Raw genomic sequence first — 17,747 nt, 5'->3', positions numbered from 1 at the left:
ATTTATTACAGATAATCTTAAACTTTCATAATTTCGGCTTCTTTTGCCGCCAATAATTCATCAATTTTTTTAATAAAAGTATTGGTTAAGTTTTGAACTTCTTCTTCGGCAGATTTGCAAATGTCTTCTGAAGTTCCTTCTTTTTCTAATTTTTTAATATCACTATTGGCATCTTTACGTACATTACGGACCCCAATTTTAGCGTCTTCTGCTTCTGCTTTTGCTTGCTTTGCCAATTCTCTACGGCGATCTTCTGTTAGAGGCGGCACACTAATAATAATCATGTCTCCGTTGTTCATTGGGTTAAAACCAATATTGGCGACCATAATTGCTTTTTCGATCGTGTGCAACATATTTTTCTCAAAAGGCTGCAAAGTAATGGTTCTGGCATCAGGAACGCTAATTTTTGACACTTGCGAAAGCGGTGTTGCAGATCCGTAATAATCTACAAAAACACTTCCAAGCATGGCCGGAGAAGCTTTTCCTGCACGAATGTTAAGAAATTCTTTTTCTAAATGCGCAATCGAACCATTCATAGATTCTTCAGTACTATCTAATATAAATTCTATTTCTTCAGTCATTTTTTTTTAGTTTTCGGTTTTCATTCTTAGTTAAAGTTCAAGTTTGTGCAACTTAAAACGGTTACTAACGACTATATATTAACTACAGTTCCTATGGTTTCGCCTTCGCAGATTTTTAATAAGTTTCCAATTTTGTTCATATCAAAAACAACTATTGGTAATTTGTTTTCCTGGCTCAAAGTAAAAGCGGTGGTGTCCATGACATTCAATCCTTTTTTCAATACATCATCAAAAGAGATGAAATCAAATTTTACTGCCGAAGCATTTTTTTCTGGATCTGAATCATATACACCATCAACGCGGGTTCCTTTCAAAATAACATCAGCATTGATTTCAATTCCTCTTAAAACTGCTGCAGTATCTGTTGTAAAATAAGGGTTTCCGGTTCCGGCACCAAAAATTACGATTCTTCCTTTTTCAAGATGGCGATCTGCTCTTCTCTTAATATATGGTTCTGCAATAGACTCCATTTTCAGAGCAGTTTGCAAACGTGTCTTCATTCCTTTGTCTTCCAAAGCACCTTGCAAGGCCATTCCGTTAATTACTGTAGCAAGCATGCCCATATAATCGCCTTGTACTCTATCCATACCGGCACTTGCTCCCGCAACGCCTCTAAAAATATTTCCTCCCCCAATAACTATAGCAATTTCAACTCCTTTACTGTGAATTTGCTTAATTTCTTCGGCATATTCGGCTAGTCTTTTAGGGTCAATCCCGTATTGTAAATCACCCATTAAGGCTTCGCCGCTAAGTTTTAGAAGAATTCTTTTATATTTCATGTGTGTGTTGCGTTAATTTGTGCAAATATAGACATATTCTGATTTTTAAAAATAATGTTTTAAAAAAATTAATTGCTCTTTTGTTTTAATTTTTTAAATATAAAATACCACATAAGATGATAAAAATCATCCTCTTGTCTTTTTTAAATTCTTATTTTTATAGTATCAAAAACTAAAATTTATGAAAAGTATTGTAGCCAAAGCATTATTCAACAGTCATTCTTATGCCGAATATCGAAAATTAGTGACCGATTTATTATCCGAAGGAAAATCAACAGGCGCTGAACAGTCTGAGAGCTTGACGCATTATACGAGTTTGAATGAAGTTCGAATGAATCGTCTCGAGAAAACCATCACCATTACTGAAGATGTGATTGCAAAACTTCAAAATTTAGATCATCATTATATATGGTTGGTACTTTCTGAAGGTTGGTGCGGAGATGCCGCACAGATTTTACCTATTCTGAATAAAATGACCACAGCATCTCATAAAACAATTGATCTTAGGATTGCGTTACGCGATGAAAACGACGATTTAATGAGTCATTATCTAACCAACGGGGGAAGAGCAATACCCAAAGTAATTGTGATTTGTAAAGAGGCAGGAATCGTTCGTGCAGATTGGGGGCCAAGACCCAAAGGAGCTACAGAATTGATCGCAAACTATAAAAAAGAATTTGGCGGTATTGATGAGAAAATTAAAACCGATTTGCAGCTTTGGTATTTGCAGGATAAAGGAATTTCTATTCAGAACGAATTAATCGACATTATGGAAAATATCAAATACAATAGATTGTAATTTTTTGTTTTGCATTTAATCGTTAAAAATTGTATTTAATCGGGTAATATGCTGTTTTTTAAGTATATATGTTTAAAAAAATCTTAAAATATTTGCTTCTAAAGTAAAATGTTGTACTTTAGTCGAGCCAGCCCGTATCTATTATTCATATTTTTGATTTACTATTTTTATTGGTGTCTATTTAATGTCTAACTATTAAAATGCACTATTATGAAAAGGTTATTTGAAAATTTTTACGATTTTTTTTCAAGATTTTTGTTTGGAGGAAAGAGGATATCTCACTACTAGCTCCAAAAAAAAGTATCAAATAGTAGCGATACTTTTTAAGCCACGAGTTAGCACATTGCTCTCATTCTGGATGGGTAATGTGCTTCTTTATTTTATTACAGTTTGAGACTTTCCTCAAACAAAGTAACATCGATAGCGTTTTTTACGTCGTAATTACCAATTTTTGTGCGACGCAAGACTGTTAAGTGTGATCCTGAATTCATTACTTTTCCAAAATCAAAAGCGAGCGAGCGAATATAAGTTCCTTTGCTGCACACAACTCTGAAATCGATTTCCGGTAATGCAATTCTCGTAATTTCAAATTCGTGTATCGTTGTTTTTCGGCTTGCAATTTCGATCGTTTCTCCGGCGCGTGCATGTTCGTACAAGCGAACGCCATCTTTTTTTATGGCAGAGAAAATAGGCGGTTTTTGATCAATTTCGCCTAAAAATTGTTTTACTGTTTCATGAATTAATGCGTCATCAATGTGAGAGGTTGGAAAAGTCGCATCAATTTCGGTTTCTAAATCATAAGATGGAGTAGTGGCACCGATGTAAAAAGTTCCAGTATATTCTTTGGCCTGGCCTTGCAATTCGGTAATTCTTTTGGTAAATTTTCCCGTACAGATCAACAATAGTCCGGTGGCTAAAGGATCTAAAGTTCCAGCATGACCAATTTTGAATTTTTTGGGAAGTCCGACTTTGTTAATCAGTAAATATTTTAATTTATTGACAGCTTGAAACGAACTCCATTTTAAAGGTTTGTCTATCAATAAAATTTGTCCGTCAAGATATTCTTCAGGTGTCATTATATGATCGTAAGGGGATGAATAAAAAAGTGAATCAGCAATAGGACGATTCCGGCGATAATTCGGTAATAACCAAAAACTTTAAAGCCATTTTTAGTCAAAAATCCGATGAAGGTTTTGATGGCTAAAAGAGCTACAATAAATGCGACGACATTTCCGATTACTAATAAGTTTACCTGATCTTGAGACAACTCAAAACCCGCTTTGTAGTAATCATAACATTTTTTTGCTGTCGCGCCTAACATAGTGGGAACCGCCAGAAAGAATGAAAATTCTGCTGCTGTTGTTCTGCTTAGTTTTTGAGACATTCCGCCCACAATACTGGCACCACTTCTTGAAACTCCCGGAATCATGGCGATACATTGAAATAATCCAATTTTGAAAGCCTGTAAATAACTAATTTCCTGAGAAGATTCGGTTGTATTGCGGTTGTTAAACCATTCGTCTACTTTCAATAAAATAATTCCTCCTACTAAAAGAGAAACGGCAACGGTAATAGGATTTTCTAATAATCCATCAATAAAATCACTCAAAAGCAATCCTAAAACGACGGCAGGAATAAAAGCGACTAAAAGTTTAAAGTAAAAATCAAGTGTTTGAAAAAAACGTTTAAAATACAAAACCACTACCGAGAGTATGGCTCCAAGCTGAATAACAATCGTAAAAAGTTTGGTAAAATCTTCGTGGGCAATTCCAAAAAAAGAAGAGGCAATAATCATGTGCCCTGTTGAAGATACAGGTAAAAACTCTGTAATTCCTTCAATAATGGCAAGAACGATAGCTTGTAAGGTATTCATTAAAGTTAAATTTTAGCCCCGATCGTTTTCAGGATATATTTTGGATTCAGGATGTGTCAACTTTAGCAAAGTCGAAGACTTATCCAATCAAGATCTTGAAGATCTATTTATTTGGATTTTTTAAAAATAGAATAAATGGTGATTCCAAAACCAATTAAAACGGTAGTTGGAGCCAATCGGATGCGTCTAAAATTAAAAACTTTTTCGTTAAAAACATTAGGGTTATCACTTCCTCCACCCGACATTAGTATAAAACCTAACGCAATCACAGCAATTCCAATCAATAGAATTTTGTAGTTGATGGTGTCAAAAAGAAATTCTTGTTTTGGTGTTTCTGTATTATTTTTCATTTATGATAAAGTTTTTTAAAATCTAAAATCTAAAGTCAACAATCTAAAATTAGTAAAGGTCGTCTGTTCTTAAATTTAAGAAACGTTGTGTTGCAAAGTGCGTACTCACCCAAGTGATCAAAATGCCAAGCCCAAAAACGGCCAACAATACGATACCAATTAAAATTTTGTCTTCTAAAATTCCTAATCCTGGAAAATTAGTTTCTACGTAAAGTAATAGCGCAATCAACGCAATAATCGCTAATCCTGCTCCAAGCATTCCCAATTTTACGCTTCGCATTACAAATGGTTTACGAATAAAGGCTTTTGTTGCGCCCACCATTTGCATGGTTTTGATAATAAAACGGTTCGAATGTATCGACAAACGCAACGAACTATTGATCAATAAAACAGCAATTACGGCAAGAAATCCACTCACGATCAAAATCCACATACTGACTTTTTTGATGTTGTCGTTTACCAGATTGACCAATTGTTTGTCGTAAACAATATCAGAAATCATGGCGTTTTTATGCAAACGGCTTTCTATTTTTAGAATGCTGTCTCTTTCTACATAATCTGCTTTTAAGTGAATGTCAAAAGAGTTTAACAATGGGTTTTCTCCTAAAAAAGTCAGGAAATCTTCGCCAATAATATCAGTATGCTCTTTGGCAGCCTGCTCTTTGGTAACATAAACGTATGATTTTGCAAACGGAGCCCTTTTTAATTCGGTATTGAATGCCTTTATTACACTATCATTTGCCTCATTTTTAAAGAAAACCGTCATGGCAATTTTTTCTTTAAAATCATTGGCCAATTTTTTAGAATTGATAATGAATAATCCCAGTACGCCCAAAAGGAACAATACCAGAAAAACACTTAATACAACCGAAAAATAAGAGGAAATTAACCTGCGTTTTTGAAATTTATCGAAGTTAGAACTCATAGTTTGCTTTAATTTGGTGGTAAAAATAATAAACAATTTCTTTATTTGAAGTTAATAACGGCCAAACTTTCAACTTTCGTACAATAAATGTAAATTTGCGGACTTAATTCGGTGGCGAAATCTTAGAATCTTTGTCACTTTGCAACTTTGAACCTTTTTATAATGAAATACAATCCGAACGAAATCGAAGCGAAATGGCAAAAATATTGGGCTGAAAACCAAACTTTTGCTGCAAAAAACAATTCTGAAACCCGAGGCGAAGCCAAACCTAAACATTATGTCTTAGACATGTTTCCTTATCCGTCTGGTGCGGGCTTACACGTTGGGCATCCGCTGGGATATATTGCTTCAGATGTGTATTCTCGTTTCAAAAGACATCAGGGATTCAACGTTTTGCACCCCATGGGTTACGATAGTTTTGGTTTGCCTGCGGAACAATACGCTATTCAGACCGGACAGCGTCCCGAAGATACAACCCGTGTAAATATTGATGGAGGAGTTGATAAAGAAGGCAAACAAATCGCCGGTTACCGAAAACAATTAGACAAAATTGGTTTTTCTTTTGATTGGAGTCGCGAAGTACGTACTTCAAATCCAGATTATTACAAACATACGCAATGGATTTTTATTCAATTATTTAATTCTTGGTACAATAAAAATGCAGACAAAGCCGAAGATATTTCAACTTTAGTTTCCATCTTCGAAAAAGAAGGAAATGCCAATGTAAATGCGGTTTGCGATGATGCTATTGTTTCTTTTTCGTCAAGCGAATGGAACGCATTTTCAAAAGACGAGCAGGAAAAAATCCTTTTGCAATACAGATTGACGTATTTGGCAGAAACTGAAGTAAACTGGTGTCCTGGTTTAGGAACGGTTTTGGCAAATGACGAAATCGTAAACGGCGTGTCAGAACGCGGTGGCTATCCTGTTATCAGAAAAAAAATGACCCAATGGAGCATGCGAATTTCTGCTTATGCGGAGCGTTTGCTTCAAGGTTTGAATGATATTGACTGGAGCGAATCTATAAAAGAATCACAAAGAAACTGGATTGGTAAATCTGTTGGTGCGCTTGTGAAGTTTCAAGTTTCAAGTTTCAAGTCTCAGGACGTTGCACAAAGTGAGGCAACTTTAAACGTGAAACCTGAAACAAATTTTATTGAGGTTTTCACCACTCGCCCCGATACCATCTTCGGAGTCACTTTTATGACTTTGGCGCCAGAACATGATTTGGTAGCCAAAATTACAACTCCGGAACAAAAAGCAGCGGTTGAAGCGTATATCGAAAAAACTGCAAAACGTTCAGAACGTGAGCGTATGTCCGATGTAAAAACCATTTCTGGAGTGTTTACGGGAGCGTATGCCGAGCATCCTTTTACCAAAGAAGCAATTCCGGTTTGGATCGGTGATTATGTTTTGGCGGGTTACGGAACAGGCGCTGTAATGGCCGTTCCGTGCGGTGACGAGAGAGATTACGCTTTTGCAAATTTCTTTAAAGGTCAAAACGGAATGCCAGCCATCAAGAATATTTTTGATAAAGATATTTCTGAAGCTGCTTTTGGAGCCAAAGAAGGTTTTCAATTAGTAGATTCTGATTTCTTAAACGGATTGAATTACAAAAAAGGAACTTATAAAGTTATTGAAGAATTAGAAAAAATAGGGCAAGGAAAAGGCAAAACAAATTACCGTTTGCGTGATGCGGTTTTTTCCCGCCAGCGTTATTGGGGAGAACCTTTTCCGGTGTATTATGTCAATGGTTTGCCAAAGATGATCGATGCGCAACATTTGCCAATTATTTTGCCTGAAGTAGAGAAATATTTACCAACCGAGGACGGTTTGCCTCCGTTAGGAAACGCCGCAGTTTGGGCTTGGGACAGTGTTAAGTGTTCAGTTGTAAGTACTCAGTTGATAGATAATATCACTATTTTTCCTCTAGAATTGAACACCATGCCAGGTTGGGCGGGAAGTTCCTGGTATTGGATGCGTTATATGGATGCACACAACGAAAATGAATTTGCAAGCAAGGAAGCTTTGGCATACTGGGAAAGTGTCGATTTGTATATTGGAGGAAGCGAGCACGCAACCGGACATTTATTATATTCTCGTTTCTGGAATAAATTCTTAAAAGACAAAGGTTTTGCGCCAACCGAAGAGCCATTCAAAAAACTGATCAATCAGGGAATGATTTTGGGTACTAGTGCTTTTGTTTATAGAGTGGAATATGACATAGATTTATCATGGGGAACTGATTTACCTAATGGTGAAGGGCAAACAATATCTTTGAAAAAGGTTTTAGTTTCTAAAGGAATTTTTGAAAAAGTTGGTTTGGATGGTCTTAAACAATTAATGATTTCAAAGTTAGAAAAGGAGATTTTTGAGCCATTCAAAAATATTTTACAAAATGCTGAAATTGAGATTTTGACTAAAGCAGTTAATGTATTAAGTGTTACTCCAATTCATGCTGATGTTTCAATGGTTAATTCTTCTGATGAATTAGATACTGAGAAATTCAAAGTTTGGAGAGAAGATTACGCAGATGCCAAATTTATTTTAGAAGAAAACGGAAAATACATTGTAGGTCGCGAAGTCGAAAAAATGTCGAAATCGAAATACAATGTAGTAACTCCGGATGATATTTGTAATGAATATGGAGCTGATACATTGCGTTTGTACGAAATGTTTCTTGGGCCGTTAGAGCAGGCAAAACCTTGGAATACTGCCGGAATTTCAGGAGTTTTTGGTTTCCTTAAAAAATTATGGCGTTTGTATTTTGATGATAACGGTTTAATCGTAAACAATGATGAGCCAACCAAAGACAACTTAAAATCATTGCACAAAACCATCAAAAAAGTGGCGGATGATATTGAGAGTTTCTCTTTCAATACATCTGTTTCTCAATTTATGATTTGTGTGAATGAATTGTCTACTCAAAATTGTCATTCAAGAGCGATTTTAGAACCTTTAGCGATTTTGGTTTCGCCTTATGCGCCGCATATTGCAGAAGAATTATGGTCGCAGTTAGGAAACACAACTTCAATTTCTGAAGTTCCTTTTCCAGTTTTTGAGGAAAAATATTTAGTGGAGACCAATAAAGAATACCCGGTTTCTTTCAACGGAAAAATGCGTTTCACAATCGAATTGCCTTTGGATTTAACCAAGGAACAAATCGAAGAAATCATCATGAAAGACGAAAGAACTTTAAAACAATTGGATGGTAAAACACCAAATAAAGTAATTATTGTTCCCGGGAAGATTATCAATTTGGTGGGTTAATCAGATTTTAAAATTCCAATATTTTATAAATTCCAAATTCCAATTTAACGATTGGGGTTTGGATTTTTTTTGTTTTTGACAAAAGCACACACGCAAAGTCTTTGCGAGGAACGAAGCAATCACATTCAAAGAGCAACAAACGAGGTTCCTAAACTTGATATTTCTGACCAAAGAGAAATCTCCGCACGCAAAGCACGCTACAATTGTACTCTAGTAATTACTCAAAGGCTAATTACCAATCTTTGTTGAGCTACTGGTTAAGATTCCTCGTTCCTCGGAATGACAAAAAATGAAGAGATTTTTATTTTGAGGCCACAACAAACACTCAGTTTGTCATTCCGAGGAACGAGGAATCTCCGTGCGCAAATCACGCTAGAATTTCCGTTCCAATATTCAAATCAGAATTTTTTATTAAAATTTTAATTTCCATTGTAACATTTTAATAGTTCTCGTATCCAAAAGGCGGATCCGATTAATTAACAACTTAAAACTATTAAAAATGAAAAAGTATATTTTGATTGCCGCCCTTATGTTTTCAGTATTGTGTATGAATGTTACAGCACAAACAAAATCGTATCCGTTTGAAGTTCTTAAAACTGGAAAAGGAAAACAAGCCATTTTATTTATTCCCGGATTTGCTTCTTCAGCTGATGTCTGGAACGAAACCAAAGCCAATTTTGAGAAAGATTTTACCTGTTATACTCTTACAATGGCGGGTTTTGCAGGTGTAAAACCACAACCGAATGTTACTTTCGAACATTGGAAAACAGAAATTGCCAACTATGTTAAAAACAATAAAATAGAAAAACCAATCTTGATAGGTCACAGTATGGGTGGCGTATTAGCACTTGCAATTGCTGCTGATTATCCGGAGCTAATTGGTAAAATTGTCGTAGTAGATGCACTGCCAAGTTTGTCGGCCTTGATGAATCCTTCTTTTCAATCAAAAGAAAATAACGACTGTTTGCCGATGGTAAATCAAATCACGGCAATGACTGATAGCCAGTTTTATGATATGCAAAAAATGAGTATTCCGAGATTAGTTGAAAATGCTTCAAAAAAGGATTTGATTATCGAATGGAGTGTAAAATCAGACAGAAAAACGTTTGCCGAAATGTATTGCGATTTTTCGAATACCGATTTGAGAGAAAAAATAACCACTATAAAATGCCCGACTTTAATCTTATTGGAAGCCTATTTCGTAAATTTAAAACCTGCTATCGAAGCGCAATATAAAAACCTAAAAACAGCGAATCTTCAATATGCCAATAAAGGGTTGCATTTTATTATGTACGATGACCCAACATGGTATTTGGAACAATTAAACAATTTTATAAAATAAGAATAATGGAATTTGAAAATATCTATAAAACCTATTGGGATAGAATATTCAGACTCTGCATGGGTTTTGTTAACGATTATGATGTTGCGCAGGATTTGGCTCAGGAGACTTTTATAATTGTTTGGCAAAAATTAGACACTTTTAGAAACGAGTCGAGTATTGGAACCTGGATTTTTAGAATTGCTTCTAATAATTGTTTGCGACAAATAGAAAAAGAAAAACGCTTCCCGAAATCTGAGTTGTCGATGAATATAATGGAAGAAAAACAACAATCATTCGAACCGCAAATTCAGTTTTTGTACCAATGCATTGCAGAGTTGCCGGAAACAGATCGTATTATAATTTCGCTGGAACTGGAAGATGTAAAGCAGGCAGAAATTGCAAAAATCGTTGGGCTTTCAGAAGCCAATACACGAGTAAAAATTCATAGAATAAAGGAAAAATTGACTCAAAAATTTAAAGAAAATGGACAATAATACAGATTTTAAAGATTTATGGAAAAAACAAAAAGTAAATCAACCCAATATAGAAGAATTGCTTTTGAAAATAAAACAATTTAAGAAAGCGGGCTTGAAATCGTTTTGGATTACCAATGTGTTGCTTATTGCCACAAGTGTGTTTATTGGTTTGGTTTGGTATTATTACCAGCCGCAGTTTATTTCGACCAAAATAGGAATTGTAGTCACAATATTATCGATGATTATTTATTTGTCTGTTTATAGTAAATTGTTAAGCTCTTTTAAAACGATCGATAGTGACAAAAGCAATCAGGAGTATTTACTGAAATTGATCGAAATAAAAAAGAAACAACACTTTTTGCAATCTACGATGATGAATTTGTATTTTATAATGTTAACGATTGGGATTGGCTTGTATATGTACGAATACGCGGTGCGAATGACAGCTTTCTGGGCGATCTTTGCCTATGGAATTACATTGCTTTGGTTTGCTTTCAATTGGTTTTACATTCGTCCAAAACAAATTAAAAAGCAAGAACAAAAAATAGATGGATTGATCGCTAAATTTGAAGCTGTAAATGAGCAATTAACGTCAAATTAATGATTGTTTTTTTGATGTGAATTATATTAATTTTCATTATTTCTATTGGCGAAAATTCATGAAATTCTAGACGAAATATAGATATTCAGGTAAAAGTTTGTTTTTTTTAGAAAAGGCCAATCATAATTAAAATCTAAAATTAGATGCCATTTTGGCATTTTACAAAAATGGTTCGTAAATTGTTGATCATTATAGAGACGGTTAAAAAAATAAACTTTAAAAAGATATAAAAATGGGAAGTGGATATTTAATTCTGGCCGGGCTGATCATGTTGGTGAGCTGGATGGTAAGTTCAAAACTAAAAAGCAAATTCGAATTGTACTCGAAATTGCATTTGCAAAATAATATGAGTGGTGCCGAAATCGCCGAGAAAATGTTGGCGGATAACGGTATTACCGATGTACGCGTGATTTCTACTCCGGGACAGCTTACGGATCACTACAATCCGACAGATAAAACGGTAAATTTAAGCGAGGCGGTTTACAATCATCGCAGTGCGGCAGCAGCAGCAGTTGCAGCTCACGAATGCGGACACGCTGTGCAACACTCAATAGGTTATGAATGGCTTACAATGCGTTCGAAACTGGTGCCGATCGTAAGTGTGGCTTCTACCTACATGCAATGGATTTTGCTTGCAGGAATCTTGATGATTAGAACTTTTCCTCAATTATTATTAATAGGAATCATCATTTTTGCTGCAACGACTTTGTTTTCTATCATTACGCTGCCTGTAGAATATGATGCCAGTAATCGTGCTTTGGCTTGGTTAGAAAACAAACACATGCTGACTCAAGAAGAACAGTCGGGTGCAAAAGACGCTTTAAAATGGGCTGCCAGAACCTATGTGGTGGCTGCAATTGGTTCTATCGCAACGTTGTTGTACTATATCTCGATTTACTCGGGCAGCAGCAGGAGGGATTAATTTTTTAATTAGTCAATGAGATAATTTATTCGAAACCCGACAGGTATTTAATGCTTGTCGGGTTTTGTATTTAGTTTAAAATTATCACATTTATCATCTAATTGTCACATTATCTAATTTATAATTGAATCTGCCTGTCAATTTGTTGATCTAGTGAAATAAACGTCTCGGTTCTGGAAACACCTTCTATGGCTTGTATTTTGGTGTTTAAAAGTTGCATTAGATGTTCGTTGTCACGGCAGATTATTTTTATCAAAACCGACCAGTTTCCGGTGGTGTAATGGCATTCTAAAACTTCGGGAATTTTTTTTAGATCTTTTACGGCTTCCGAATTTCGAGAAGCTTTGTCCAGATAAACGCCAACAAATGCCATGGTGTTGTAACCGAGTACTTTTGGATTTATGATAAATTTTGAACCCGAAATTACGCCCGTGGTTTCCAGTTTTTTTAAGCGCTGATGTATCGCAGCCCCCGAAATGCCTATTTTGTTGGCAATCTGCAAAATTGGTTTTCTGGCATCTTCCATGAGATAACGTAGAATTTCTTTGTCGATACCGTCAATTTCAATTAAAAGAGAATTGATTTTCATAGCTTTCGATTTAAAACTAATTTTAATGAATTAGTTTAAATTAGAAATCAAATATAATCAAAATGATTTAAAAAAAAGAATTCCAAATCCCAACGTTATGAATTGGAATTTGGAATTTTTAAATTGTTTTTTTCTAAAGAATTATTTTCCTTTGTTGGCTTCGCTAATGTATTTCTCCAAAGCCATCGTCATAGACGGGGTTTCAGGAGTTGGAGCAAGAATATCAATTCTCAGACCATAATCAAGAGCTTCTTTTTGAGTTGTGCTTCCAAATACTGCAATTCTAGTATCATTTTGTTTAAAATCTGGAAAGTTTTTAAACAATGATTTAATTCCGGTTGGACTAAAAAATGCTAAAACATCATAATAAACATCGGCCAAATCAGACAAATCGCTCATTACTGTTTTGTAAAATACAGCTTGTGTCCAGTCTACTTTTAAATTGTTTAAAGTGATAGGTGCATCAGCATTTAGTTGATCAGAAGCTGGTAACAGGAATTTTTCGTCTTTGTATTTTTTTATAAGTGGCGATAAATCTGCAAAATCTTTTGCGCCCACATATATTTTACGTTTTCTGTACACTACATATTTTTGCAGGTAAAAAGCAACTGCTTCAGACTGACAAAAATATTTCAATCCTTCAGGGACTTTGTATCGCATTTCTTCTGCTACTCTAAAAAAATGATCAACAGCATTTCGGCTCGTCAAAATAATAGCAGTGTAATGATTAAGATCGATTTTTTGCAGTCGAATCTCTTTAGCGTTAACCCCTTCCACGTGAATAAAAGATCTGAAATCAATTTTTATTTTGTGTTTTTGTTGGAGCTCAAAGTAAGGGGAATTTTCCACTTTAGGTTCAGGCTGTGACACCAAAATTGTTTTCACTTTCATGTTATAAATATTTTCTAAGCACCCACTTTTGTAATCCAATAATACATGAAATAATAAGGTGCTATTTCAAGTGCGCAAAGATACAAAATAAAATAAAATAACTTACTGAATATTGCATTTTGATAGGTTTTTATTGAAATAAAGTAAGAGTAAAGACTTAGACATAGCGAAACCCCTATTATTACTAGCGGGACGCTTTTTGGGATGTTGTCATAATAGAACAAAATAGCGTTAATAGGGAGTATTAAAATGCCAATATACGTTCTGTATGTTACTTTTTGGAGGTTGAAAAGTTCTACAAATTCATCAATATTGAAAGAATTTGCTACTATTTTTTCTATTAAATATTTGGCAAGTATAAAATAGAGCAGCACATTTGCGATCTGAATGAATAAAACCCAATCTGTTTTTGAAGCATTATTAAATTCAAAAATGCTCATCGTTAGCTGAATGAAAAACGCATACGAAATAATTTGCACCATAAATAAACCAATCGTAAAACTACTTTTTAATTGGCTGGTGTCACGATAAATTTTTGAATATTTATCTGAAAAAATAAGTTTGCTAAACTCGCTAAACCTGCTTTCGTAAGAAGATTTAGTAATCGCTACAAGGGCAAAGGCCACCACAAACAAAATTGTCGCCCAGTCTTTGTTTTCTAGTAATCTAGGATGAAGTTGTTCAATCATAACGATACAAAATTAGTAATTTTTTGTTTGAATATTTTTATTATAAATTTATTATGAATCAAATGGCATAAAAAGTTTACTTTTGCGTTGAAATTACTCAGAAAAATGAATGATTCTATTGTTATAATTCCCACTTACAACGAAATCGAAAATATTGAAAGCATTGTTAGAGCAGTACTTTCACAACATAAACCTTTTCATCTTTTGATAATTGATGATAATTCTCCAGATTTTACTGCCAATAAAGTAGTCGCATTAATGGAAGAATTTCCGAATAGGTTATTTTTAGAAAAAAGAGCCAAAAAATCAGGTCTTGGAACTGCTTACGTACATGGTTTTAAATGGGCTTTGGAGCGCAATTATGATTTTATATTTGAGATGGATGCCGATTTTTCGCACAATCCAAATGACTTAGAAAAACTATATGATGCTTGTCATTTTGGCGGGGCAGATATGTCTATAGGTTCACGTTATGTAAAGGGTGTAAATGTGGTAAACTGGCCTTTGAGCCGTGTTTTGATGTCTTATTTTGCTTCGGTTTATGTAAAATTTATAACCGGAATGAAAATTCACGATGCCACAGCCGGTTTTGTATGTTACAGAAGAGAAGTTCTCGAAAAAATAAATCTGAACAAAATAAAATTTGTGGGCTATGCGTTTCAGATTGAGATGAAATACAGAACGTATTGTGCTAAATTTGAAATTAGTGAGGTTCCGATCATTTTTACCGACAGAACCAAAGGAGTTTCAAAAATGAGCAATGCCATTATCAAAGAAGCGATTTTAGGTGTAATTGCACTTCGATTAAAAAAATTATTCAATACATTATAAACTCAAATCGATGAATAGGATTTTAATTAAAAACGCTAAGATTGTCAACGAAGGCTCCATTTTCGAAGGCGATGTGTTGATAGAAAACGACTTAATTGTTGAGGTTGCAGACAGTATCAGCCTTAAAACCTCTGATTGTATCGTAATTGATGCTGAAGGAAATTATTTGATGCCCGGTGCGATTGACGATCAGGTGCATTTTAGAGAGCCCGGACTAACGCACAAAGGTGATATTGAGTCAGAATCCAGAGCTGCTGTAGCGGGCGGAATCACTTCGTTTATTGAGCAGCCTAACACGGTTCCTAATGCTGTTACTCAGGAGATTCTTGAAGAAAAATACCAAATTGCCGCGTTTAAATCATTTGCGAATTATTCGTTTATGATGGGCGCTACAAACGATAATTTAGAAGAAGTTCTTAAAACCAATCCGAGAAATGTTGCTGGAGTCAAGATTTTCTTGGGTTCGTCTACCGGAAATATGTTGGTAGATAACGAAGCGACTTTAGAAAAAATATTTTCGAGCACGCCACTGCTAATTGCGGTGCATTGCGAAGACGAAACTACCATTCAAAATAATCTTTTGCGATACAAAGAGCAATATGGTGACGATGTTCCGGTAACGGCGCATCATTTAATCAGAAGTACAGAGGCATGTTATATTTCGTCTTCTAAGGCTGTAGCTTTAGCTAAAAAAACCGGTGCACGTTTGCATATTTTTCATCTTTCGACAGCAAAAGAAATGGAGTTGTTTACGAACAAAATTCCATTAGAAGATAAAAAAATTACGGCTGAGGTTTGTATACATCATCTTTGGTTTACGGATGAAGATTACAAAACAAAAGGCAATTTTATAAAATGGAACCCCGCTGTAAAAACAGCTGAAGACAGAAAAGAACTCTGGAAAGCGCTTAACGATGGCCGCATTGATGTAATTGCAACCGATCATGCTCCGCACACCAAAGAAGAAAAAAAACAACCGTACTTAAAAGCTCCTTCGGGTGGCCCATTAGTGCAACATGCTGTCGTGGCAATGTTTGAAGCGCATCATCAGGGTAAAATTTCGATTGAGAAAATCGTGGAAAAAATGTGCCACAATCCGGCAAAAATTTTCAAAATTGAAAAAAGAGGTTTTATAAAAGAAGGTTATTTTGCTGATTTGGTTATAGTTAATCCAAGTTTGCCGTGGAGCGTAAATCCAGATAATATTCTATCTAAATGTGGCTGGTCTCCGTTTGAAGGTTTTGCTTTTAAATCAAGAATTACGCATACTTTCGTAAATGGCGAATTGGTGTATACTAATTCTAAAGTTAAAGATATTCGCGCCGGAAAAAGACTATTGTTTGACAGATAAAAAAGTACAATGAAGAAATTAGTTTTGATACTCTTGGTTTTGTTTCTCGCTGTAAGTTGTAAAAAAGAACTTGTCAAGGAACCAAAAGGGCTTTTAGATAGAGAAAAAATGGTCAATATCATGTATGATTTGTCGGTTTTGGAGGCTGTGAGATATCAAAATCCTTTGTCTGTGGATTCTATGGATACCAATCCGACTAAATTTATTTTGAGAAAATACAAAGTAGATAGTGTGCAATTTTCGCAAAGCAATAAATATTATGCGGCCAATTATGAGACGTATAAAGATATGTTTGATGAAATAAATGCCCGACTTGAAAAGCAGAAAAAAGTGCTCGATTCTTTGGTAAAAATTGAAGACAAAAAAGCAGCAAAAAAGAGTAAAACTAAGATAGATGATAAAGAAGGCGGCAAAAAAACGCAAGATTTAATAAACGCTGACGCATCAAAGGAAAAAATGGAGTTAAGATAATCGTTTATGATTTCGAGAAACTTTTTATGTAGTTATGTACATCATTAAAAACCGTTCCCAGAGCGGTTTTTATTTTTTCATTAGAATACTGATTTCTCGAATAAGAAGCTTTTGCAGTTGCTCTGGTAATACTTCTTTTTTGAAAAAATAGTGTCGAAAACAAACTATCTCCGATCCAGAGAAAATTCATAAAAAAAGGTTTTGCATGTATTGTTGGTCTTTTTACCTGCAGTGCGTCGGCTATAGTATTAAGGATGTCTCTAAAAACAATATTGTCTGCAATAAGAGTAAAACGCTCGTTTTTGATATCGCTTTTCATGAGGTCATAAGTAATGTTTACCACATCAGATATGGTAATAAAACCCGTACTTCCCAGCGTGTAAAAAGAAAGACTTTTGGCGACTTTTTGATATAATTCTGCACTTCCTTGTGTAAAGATTTCTACCTTTGTCAAAGGACCTAAAATCACACCTGGGTTAACAATAATAATATCCAATCCTTCCTGAACACCGCGCCAAACTTCCATTTCGGCGCCATATTTTGATATTGCGTAATCGCTATGCGGTTTTTCGGGATTCCAGTCTGTTTCTTCTGTAATGTGACTTTCATGCGGAGCCAAATCGCCCAAAGCGGCAATAGAACTGACAAAGCAGAATTTTTTTATTTTTCTATCCAGCGAGAAATTGACCATATTGGCTGTTCCTTCGATATTGGTTTTTCTAAGTAAATCTTCGTCTTTTGGATCAAAGGAAATTAATGCAGCACAGTGATACACATATTCGATGTTTGTAAAAGCGATTTCGAGAGAGGGAACGTCCAGAATGTCGGCTTCAAGCCAATCAATTTGAGCGAACAAATCAACTTTTTGATACAGTTCAAAAACCGACTTTGTTTTTTGAATACTGGCTTCATTCCGGTAAATAGCCCGAACCTTTTCTCCATTTTCAATCAAATGAAGCAATAAATGTGCGCCGACCAAACCTGTTCCTCCTGTTACTAATACCATTTTGTAAAGATAACTTTTT

Annotated in this window: 19 protein-coding genes; 9 read left to right on the top strand and 10 right to left on the bottom strand. The window is 35.0% G+C overall.

What is annotated here, in order from left to right; all coding sequences use genetic code 11:
- Positions 1 to 17: 17 nt before the first annotated feature.
- Both frr and pyrH read right to left on the bottom strand, forming a co-directional pair.
- Positions 18 to 581, bottom strand: a complete 564-nt coding sequence (gene frr / locus J3495_RS08450; protein WP_210666123.1) for a ribosome recycling factor — start codon at positions 579 to 581, stop codon at positions 18 to 20.
- Between the two features lie 71 nt (positions 582 to 652).
- Positions 653 to 1,360 (bottom strand): UMP kinase, encoded by a 708-nt coding sequence (pyrH, locus tag J3495_RS08445; protein WP_210666122.1) that lies wholly within the window; start codon positions 1,358 to 1,360, stop codon positions 653 to 655.
- A 181-nt stretch (positions 1,361 to 1,541) separates the two neighbouring features.
- Here pyrH and J3495_RS08440 point away from each other — a divergent pair, with 181 nt between their 5' ends.
- The gene (locus J3495_RS08440) at positions 1,542 to 2,159 is read left to right on the top strand and encodes a thioredoxin family protein (RefSeq protein WP_210666121.1); all 618 of its coding nucleotides are present in this window, start codon (positions 1,542 to 1,544) and stop codon (positions 2,157 to 2,159) included.
- Positions 2,160 to 2,542: 383 nt separating this feature from the next.
- Here the strand turns inward: J3495_RS08440 and truB are convergent, their stop codons facing one another.
- The 4 genes from truB to J3495_RS08420 form a co-directional block, all read right to left on the bottom strand.
- On the bottom strand, positions 2,543 to 3,235 hold the full coding sequence (gene truB, locus J3495_RS08435) for a tRNA pseudouridine(55) synthase TruB (protein WP_210666120.1): 693 nt from the start codon (positions 3,233 to 3,235) through the stop codon (positions 2,543 to 2,545).
- Positions 3,235 to 4,032: an undecaprenyl-diphosphate phosphatase gene (locus J3495_RS08430; RefSeq protein ID WP_210666119.1), complete on the bottom strand. Its 798-nt coding sequence runs from the start codon at positions 4,030 to 4,032 to the stop codon at positions 3,235 to 3,237. Before J3495_RS08430 ends, truB begins: the two co-directional genes overlap by 1 nt.
- Before the next feature lie 107 nt (positions 4,033 to 4,139).
- On the bottom strand, positions 4,140 to 4,382 hold the full coding sequence (locus J3495_RS08425) for a DUF3098 domain-containing protein (protein WP_210666118.1): 243 nt from the start codon (positions 4,380 to 4,382) through the stop codon (positions 4,140 to 4,142).
- A 49-nt stretch (positions 4,383 to 4,431) separates the two neighbouring features.
- On the bottom strand, positions 4,432 to 5,307 hold the full coding sequence (locus J3495_RS08420; protein WP_210666117.1) for a cell division protein FtsX: 876 nt from the start codon (positions 5,305 to 5,307) through the stop codon (positions 4,432 to 4,434).
- A gap of 162 nt (positions 5,308 to 5,469) precedes the next feature.
- Here J3495_RS08420 and J3495_RS08415 point away from each other — a divergent pair, with 162 nt between their 5' ends.
- The 5 genes from J3495_RS08415 (at position 5,470) to J3495_RS08395 (ending at position 11,900) form a co-directional block, all read left to right on the top strand.
- Positions 5,470 to 8,577, top strand: a complete 3,108-nt coding sequence (locus J3495_RS08415; protein ID WP_210666116.1) for a leucine--tRNA ligase — start codon at positions 5,470 to 5,472, stop codon at positions 8,575 to 8,577.
- A gap of 499 nt (positions 8,578 to 9,076) precedes the next feature.
- Complete coding sequence (locus J3495_RS08410) at positions 9,077 to 9,919, top strand: alpha/beta fold hydrolase (protein ID WP_210666115.1); 843 nt, start codon at positions 9,077 to 9,079, stop codon at positions 9,917 to 9,919.
- Between the two features lie 5 nt (positions 9,920 to 9,924).
- Positions 9,925 to 10,395 carry an RNA polymerase sigma factor gene (locus J3495_RS08405; protein ID WP_210666114.1) on the top strand — a complete coding sequence of 157 codons (471 nt, stop codon included), beginning with the start codon at positions 9,925 to 9,927 and terminating at the stop codon, positions 10,393 to 10,395.
- Complete coding sequence (locus J3495_RS08400; protein ID WP_210666113.1) at positions 10,385 to 10,978, top strand: hypothetical protein; 594 nt, start codon at positions 10,385 to 10,387, stop codon at positions 10,976 to 10,978. Before J3495_RS08405 ends, J3495_RS08400 begins: the two co-directional genes overlap by 11 nt.
- 232 nt (positions 10,979 to 11,210) lie before the next feature.
- The gene (locus J3495_RS08395) at positions 11,211 to 11,900 is read left to right on the top strand and encodes a zinc metallopeptidase (RefSeq protein WP_210666112.1); all 690 of its coding nucleotides are present in this window, start codon (positions 11,211 to 11,213) and stop codon (positions 11,898 to 11,900) included.
- A gap of 118 nt (positions 11,901 to 12,018) precedes the next feature.
- Here the strand turns inward: J3495_RS08395 and J3495_RS08390 are convergent, their stop codons facing one another.
- The 3 genes from J3495_RS08390 to J3495_RS08380 all read right to left on the bottom strand — a co-directional run bounded on the left by J3495_RS08390 (position 12,019) and on the right by J3495_RS08380 (position 14,069).
- Entirely contained in the window at positions 12,019 to 12,489 is a 471-nt protein-coding gene (locus tag J3495_RS08390; RefSeq protein WP_210666111.1) for an Lrp/AsnC family transcriptional regulator, read from the bottom strand.
- 141 nt (positions 12,490 to 12,630) lie between these two features.
- The gene (locus J3495_RS08385) at positions 12,631 to 13,380 is read right to left on the bottom strand and encodes a uroporphyrinogen-III synthase (RefSeq protein WP_210666110.1); all 750 of its coding nucleotides are present in this window, start codon (positions 13,378 to 13,380) and stop codon (positions 12,631 to 12,633) included.
- 14 nt (positions 13,381 to 13,394) lie between these two features.
- A complete protein-coding gene (locus tag J3495_RS08380) occupies positions 13,395 to 14,069 on the bottom strand; it encodes a DUF4271 domain-containing protein (RefSeq protein ID WP_210666109.1) in 675 nt (224 codons plus the stop codon).
- 105 nt (positions 14,070 to 14,174) lie between these two features.
- Between J3495_RS08380 and J3495_RS08375 the strand changes: the two genes are divergently transcribed.
- From J3495_RS08375 to J3495_RS08365, 3 genes are read left to right on the top strand one after another with little or no spacing between them, the layout of a single operon-like run.
- A complete protein-coding gene (locus J3495_RS08375; protein WP_210666108.1) occupies positions 14,175 to 14,900 on the top strand; it encodes a polyprenol monophosphomannose synthase in 726 nt (241 codons plus the stop codon).
- A gap of 10 nt (positions 14,901 to 14,910) precedes the next feature.
- Positions 14,911 to 16,251 (top strand): dihydroorotase, encoded by a 1,341-nt coding sequence (locus J3495_RS08370; RefSeq protein WP_210666107.1) that lies wholly within the window; start codon positions 14,911 to 14,913, stop codon positions 16,249 to 16,251.
- 9 nt (positions 16,252 to 16,260) lie between these two features.
- On the top strand, positions 16,261 to 16,722 hold the full coding sequence (locus J3495_RS08365) for a DUF4296 domain-containing protein (RefSeq protein ID WP_210666106.1): 462 nt from the start codon (positions 16,261 to 16,263) through the stop codon (positions 16,720 to 16,722).
- 4 nt (positions 16,723 to 16,726) lie between these two features.
- Here the strand turns inward: J3495_RS08365 and J3495_RS08360 are convergent, their stop codons facing one another.
- Entirely contained in the window at positions 16,727 to 17,728 is a 1,002-nt protein-coding gene (locus tag J3495_RS08360; RefSeq protein ID WP_210666105.1) for an NAD-dependent epimerase/dehydratase family protein, read from the bottom strand.
- Positions 17,729 to 17,747 lie beyond the last annotated feature (19 nt).

Origin of the sequence: Flavobacterium geliluteum (assembly GCF_017948595.1) — a bacterium.
Taxonomy (GTDB): domain Bacteria; phylum Bacteroidota; class Bacteroidia; order Flavobacteriales; family Flavobacteriaceae; genus Flavobacterium; species Flavobacterium flavipigmentatum.
This window is presented reverse-complemented; position numbering and strand designations above follow the sequence as displayed.

What these genes read in the sequence shown, in the direction of transcription:
- J3495_RS08380 (WP_210666109.1), bottom strand. Translation starts at nt 14,069, where the DNA reads ATGATTGAACAACTTCATCCTAGATTACTAGAAAACAAAGACTGGGCG.
- J3495_RS08385 (WP_210666110.1), bottom strand. Translation starts at nt 13,380, where the DNA reads ATGAAAGTGAAAACAATTTTGGTGTCACAGCCTGAACCTAAAGTGGAA.
- J3495_RS08360 (WP_210666105.1), bottom strand. Translation starts at nt 17,728, where the DNA reads ATGGTATTAGTAACAGGAGGAACAGGTTTGGTCGGCGCACATTTATTG.
- J3495_RS08365 (WP_210666106.1), top strand. Translation starts at nt 16,261, where the DNA reads ATGAAGAAATTAGTTTTGATACTCTTGGTTTTGTTTCTCGCTGTAAGT.
- J3495_RS08430 (WP_210666119.1), bottom strand. Translation starts at nt 4,032, where the DNA reads ATGAATACCTTACAAGCTATCGTTCTTGCCATTATTGAAGGAATTACA.
- J3495_RS08425 (WP_210666118.1), bottom strand. Translation starts at nt 4,382, where the DNA reads ATGAAAAATAATACAGAAACACCAAAACAAGAATTTCTTTTTGACACC.
- J3495_RS08440 (WP_210666121.1), top strand. Translation starts at nt 1,542, where the DNA reads ATGAAAAGTATTGTAGCCAAAGCATTATTCAACAGTCATTCTTATGCC.
- J3495_RS08370 (WP_210666107.1), top strand. Translation starts at nt 14,911, where the DNA reads ATGAATAGGATTTTAATTAAAAACGCTAAGATTGTCAACGAAGGCTCC.
- J3495_RS08400 (WP_210666113.1), top strand. Translation starts at nt 10,385, where the DNA reads ATGGACAATAATACAGATTTTAAAGATTTATGGAAAAAACAAAAAGTA.
- J3495_RS08410 (WP_210666115.1), top strand. Translation starts at nt 9,077, where the DNA reads ATGAAAAAGTATATTTTGATTGCCGCCCTTATGTTTTCAGTATTGTGT.
- J3495_RS08395 (WP_210666112.1), top strand. Translation starts at nt 11,211, where the DNA reads ATGGGAAGTGGATATTTAATTCTGGCCGGGCTGATCATGTTGGTGAGC.
- J3495_RS08415 (WP_210666116.1), top strand. Translation starts at nt 5,470, where the DNA reads ATGAAATACAATCCGAACGAAATCGAAGCGAAATGGCAAAAATATTGG.
- J3495_RS08420 (WP_210666117.1), bottom strand. Translation starts at nt 5,307, where the DNA reads ATGAGTTCTAACTTCGATAAATTTCAAAAACGCAGGTTAATTTCCTCT.
- frr (WP_210666123.1), bottom strand. Translation starts at nt 581, where the DNA reads ATGACTGAAGAAATAGAATTTATATTAGATAGTACTGAAGAATCTATG.
- truB (WP_210666120.1), bottom strand. Translation starts at nt 3,235, where the DNA reads ATGACACCTGAAGAATATCTTGACGGACAAATTTTATTGATAGACAAA.
- J3495_RS08405 (WP_210666114.1), top strand. Translation starts at nt 9,925, where the DNA reads ATGGAATTTGAAAATATCTATAAAACCTATTGGGATAGAATATTCAGA.
- J3495_RS08375 (WP_210666108.1), top strand. Translation starts at nt 14,175, where the DNA reads ATGAATGATTCTATTGTTATAATTCCCACTTACAACGAAATCGAAAAT.
- pyrH (WP_210666122.1), bottom strand. Translation starts at nt 1,360, where the DNA reads ATGAAATATAAAAGAATTCTTCTAAAACTTAGCGGCGAAGCCTTAATG.
- J3495_RS08390 (WP_210666111.1), bottom strand. Translation starts at nt 12,489, where the DNA reads ATGAAAATCAATTCTCTTTTAATTGAAATTGACGGTATCGACAAAGAA.